At 59.4% G+C, this 1,883-nt stretch carries 2 protein-coding genes; both read left to right on the top strand.

What is annotated here, in order from left to right; all coding sequences use genetic code 11:
• Positions 1-560, top strand: a 560-nt coding sequence (locus AC2VNK_RS04495; RefSeq protein WP_486882971.1) for a carbohydrate kinase family protein, incomplete at its 5' end; no start/stop codon positions are given.
• A gap of 1 nt (position 561) precedes the next feature.
• The coding region (locus tag AC2VNK_RS04490; RefSeq protein ID WP_486882970.1) for a glycosyltransferase at positions 562-1,883 on the top strand (1,322 nt) is incomplete at its 3' end.

Here is a 1,883-nt window from a genome sequence, read left to right as displayed (position 1 = left end):
CCATTCCCTGGCTCTATCACGGTAGCCTTGCCTTGCGGGAAGACGGGCCATCGCGGGCGACTTGGCGCCAGTTGCGCGCCCATGCCCAGTGGCGCTTTGTGGATATCAATCTGCGCGATCCCTGGTGGAATCCGGAATTGCTGGCCGAAGTCATACGGGGCTCGTCTATACTGAAATGTAATGTGGAGGAACTGGAGCGGATCATGCGTACTTACGAACTCTCTCCAGCCTCGACCCTGCGGGAAGCGATGCAGGTGGTGGCCCGGCATTTTGATGTGCAAGCGGTCTTGCTGACCCGCGGTGCTGCAGGTGCCGCTTATGGGGATGGGACCAATTTTTACGAGGCGGAAGCAGCCTCCACGGTTATCCAGGACACCGTCGGGGCTGGAGATGCCTTTGCCGCAGGCTGGCTCTGGAGCCTGTTTCGCGGCGATGCCATTGCACGACGATTGCAGAGGGCAGGGGAATTGGCAGCGGCCATTTGTGCGTTATCCGGCGCCATCCCGGATCAACCCGAGTTTTATCAGACCATAATGGCGCGCTGGGCCAAGGAGTACTGATTTGTCAGACCACCAGGGTCTTTACATTCTGATGCTGAGTATCCACGGCCGCATTTGCGGTACTCCGGAACTCGGGGTCGATGCAGATACCGGCGGCCAGATTGGCTATGTACTCGACGAAATGCAGGCGCTGGCACGGGACCCGCGCGTCACCCGGATCGACCTTCTCACGCGTCGCTTTAACGATCCCGGCACGAATCCCATTTATGGAGCACCGCGTGAACTATTGGAATCCGGCGCGCAGATTATCCGTCTGCCTGCCGGTCCAGCGCATAAATATCTGCAAAAAGAGCGGCTCTGGGATTACCTGGATACCTTTGTGGACGGTGCTCTGCATTTTATCCGTAGTGAAGACTGTATTCCCGATGTCATCCACAGCCACTATGCCGATGCGGGTTATGTAGGGGTACGCCTCTCCCGCCTGCTGGGTATTCCGCTCATTCACACCGGCCATTCCCTGGGGCGGGATAAGCGGGAAAGACTGATTGCTGCTGGCCGTAAGGCGGAAAGTATCGACCGGCAGTTTCGTTTTCCGCGACGCATTGCCGCCGAAGAATCCGTACTCAGTGAAGCGTCCGTGGTCCTGGCCAGCACCCGTCAGGAAGTGGACGAGCAGTATGGCCTGTACGAGAATGCCGTGCGGGCGCATTTCAAGATCCTGCCGCCGGGTGTAGATTTGCGACGGTTTTCCCGACCAGGGCGGCAGCGTTCCTCACCGCTGCTGCCGGGCTTACGCCACTTTTTGGAGGCACCGCGCAAGCCCCCCATTCTGGCCATTGCCCGCCCCGATGAGCGTAAAAATTTTCAGCGTCTGGTTGAGGCCTATGCCACGGACCCGGTTTTGCGGGAGCAGGCCAACTTGGTTCTGGTCATGGGCCAGCGTGACCGCCTTGGGCAGCTCCCGCACGGGGCGAAAAGGGTGATTCAGAGCATGCTGCATACCGTTGACGATTACGACCTTTACGGGCGAGTCGCCCTCCCAAAGCACCACGAACCGGAAGATATTCCCGAATATTACCGCTATGCGGCCATCTATAAGGGCGTTTTCGTCAACCCGGCACTCACCGAACCCTTTGGCCTGACCCTGCTGGAAGCCGCGGCCTCGGGTTTGCCGGTTGTCGCCACCCGGCATGGTGGCCCGCAGGACATCATTCGCTACTGTCGCAATGGCATCCTGATAGACCCCCTGAATATCGCGGAACTACAGGCGGCACTTCGACAAATACTGTTTGATCGCCAACGCTGGCAGCGTGCCAGTCGGGCAGGCTTGCTGGGGGTGCGCCGGGTCTATAGTTGGGAGGCCCATGCGCGCCGTTATCTGGC

This window comes from Acidithiobacillus sp. TH-A35 (genome assembly GCF_057473505.1).
Note: the sequence above shows the minus strand (reverse complement) of the source record. Positions and strands in the feature narration are given on the sequence as shown.